This is a genomic window from Mycobacterium sp. (genome assembly GCF_039583805.1).
Taxonomy (GTDB): Bacteria; Actinomycetota; Actinomycetes; order Mycobacteriales; family Mycobacteriaceae; genus Mycobacterium.
Genome location: NZ_JAVKSH010000103.1, coordinates 1 through 2,361, shown reverse-complemented (window position 1 = coordinate 2,361; position 2,361 = coordinate 1). Strand labels below are relative to the sequence as shown.

2 protein-coding genes are annotated in these 2,361 nt (G+C 70.6%); both read right to left on the bottom strand.

The window, feature by feature from the left end; genetic code table 11:
- Positions 1 to 146 precede the first annotated feature (146 nt).
- On the bottom strand, positions 147 to 1,025 hold the full coding sequence (locus ABDW21_RS13675) for an SDR family oxidoreductase (RefSeq protein ID WP_343600346.1): 879 nt from the start codon (positions 1,023 to 1,025) through the stop codon (positions 147 to 149).
- A 9-nt stretch (positions 1,026 to 1,034) separates the two neighbouring features.
- Positions 1,035 to 2,270, bottom strand: a complete 1,236-nt coding sequence (gene mshC / locus ABDW21_RS13670; RefSeq protein WP_343710573.1) for a cysteine--1-D-myo-inosityl 2-amino-2-deoxy-alpha-D-glucopyranoside ligase — start codon at positions 2,268 to 2,270, stop codon at positions 1,035 to 1,037.
- Positions 2,271 to 2,361: the final 91 nt, after the last annotated feature.

Below are 2,361 nucleotides of genomic sequence, written 5' to 3'. Positions count from 1 at the left end.
TTGTATCCATGTGCTTGTATCCATGTGCTCTGCTCGCCCATCCGAGCGTTGTCGCAAGCGCAGACCGGGGCGGGTCGGGCACCTGGAGTCGCACCGGTCAGGGTCTCAGGCAGCTACGTCTTGCCGACGCCCGTTGTAGGGGTCCCTCAGTGCTGCTCCAGGGCCTCGGTGTGGGCGCTGGTGGAGCGACCGAGCGCGGCGACTTCGGCGTCCATCCGCGGCAGCAGGTCAGGCACGAACCGCCGAACCGGCGCCTCGCCCACCCGGGTGGACAGCACCGGGCGCAGCCAGCGCATCAGCCCCACCCAGCGCGGGCAGTTGATCCGCCGTCTGCGCCGCTGGATGCCCCTGACGAAGGCGCGCCCACACTTGCGCACCGAGGTGGTGCGGTTCAGCGGATAGGGCAGTCCGGCCAGCATCTCGGCGAAGGTGGCCAGGTCGGCCTTGCTGTCTTGCACCATCGCGGTGTCGATCCACGACATGTGCGCCGATCCCACGTCGACACCCAGGTGGGCGACTTCCAGCCGCAAGGCGTTGGCGAAATGCTCGACCGCTGCTTTGGAGGCGTTGTAGGGCGCCAGGCCGGGAGCGCCGGCGTAGGCCGCCAGCGACGACACGATCAGCACGTAGCCGCGGCGCTCGATCACCGACGGCAGAGCGGCCCGCACGGTGTGAAACACGCCGAGCACGTTGACGTCGACGAGCCGCCGAAACGCCTCCGGGTCGACCTGCAGGACCGAACCGTAACTGGCGATCCCGGCGTTGGCCACCACGGTGTCGATGCCGCCGAACCGCGCCAGGGCGCGCTCGACGGCGGCCTGCATGCCCGCGTAATCGCGGACGTCGGCCACGACGGTTAGCACCCGGTCGGAACCCAGCTCGGCGGCCAGCTTGTCCAGCTGCGTCGAGTCGAGATCGGTCAGCACCAGTTTGGCGCCCTTGGCGTGTAGCCGGCGCGCCACCTCCGCACCGACCCCGCCGGCACCCCCGGTGATGAATACGACGTGGGAGTCCAGTGCGGTCATGGCAGCAACCTACAGGTCCACTCCGAGCAGCGCATCCACCGCAGCGGCCACCGACCGCGGCGCCGCCGCATCGTGACCGCCGTATTCCAGCGCATCGGTACTCCAACCATCAAGGGCAGCAAGCGCTTTGGGTGTGTCGAGGTCGTCGGCGAGGTAGCGGCGCACCCGGGCGACGGTGTCGGCGGCGTCCGGGCCGGCGGGCAGCGCGGTCGCGGTGCGCCACCGACGCAGCCGCGCGGTGGCCGCGTCGAGCACCTGCGCATCCCAGTACCGGTCGGCGCGGTAGTGACCGGCCAGCAGCCCCAGCCGGATCGCCGACGGCTCGACGCCTTGGGCGCGCAGCGACGACACCAGCACCAGGTTGCCGCGGCTCTTGGACATCTTGTGCCCGTCCCAGCCGATCATGCCGGCGTGCACATAGTGCCCGGCGAATCTGCGCTCCCCGGTGGCGGATTCGGCGTGCGCGGCGGTGAACTCGTGATGCGGGAAGATCAGATCGGACCCGCCGCCCTGAACGTCCAGGCCGGTGCCGATGCTGCTGAGCGCGATCGCCGCGCATTCGACGTGCCAGCCCGGGCGGCCGGGGCCGAACGGTGCCGGCCAGCTCGGCTCCCCCGGCCGCGCGGCACGCCACAGCAGCGCGTCGAGCTGGTCGGCCTTGGCGGGCCGGTCCGGGTCCCCGCCGCGCTCGGCGAACAGCTCCAGCATCCTGTCGCGGCCATACCCCGATTCGTAGCCGAACTGCGGGGTCGCGTCGGCGCGGAAGTAGACGTCGGGGTAGTCGCCGTCGATCACGTACGCGGCCCCCGACGCCAGCATCTTCTCGACCAGCTCGACCACGTCGGCGATCGCCTCGGTGGCCGCGACGTACTCGCGGGGCGGCAGCACCCGCAGCGCGGCCATGTCGTCGCGAAACAGCGCGACTTCGCGGGAGGCGAGCTCGCGCCAGTCGGCGCCGTCACGCTCGGCGCGTTCGAACAGCGGGGCGTCGACGTCGGTGACGTTCTGCACGTAGTGCACGTCGTGGCCGAGGTCCAGCCACAGTCGATGGATCAGGTCGAACGCCAGGTACGTCGCGGCGTGGCCCAGATGGGTGGCGTCATACGGGGTGATGCCGCACACGTACATGCTGGCGACGCGCCCGGCCGCCACCGGGCGGACCTGCCGGTCGGATGTGTCGTAGAGCCGCAGCTCCGGACCGCGTCCCGGCAGGGCCGGTAACGGCGCGCGCGCCCACGACTGCATGCGGTCGACTCTAAGTGGTCGCGCTCATACGTTCGTCGGGATCCTGTGCTTGTCACCAGGTCTGCAGCACAGCCAGGTAGATGGGACTAAC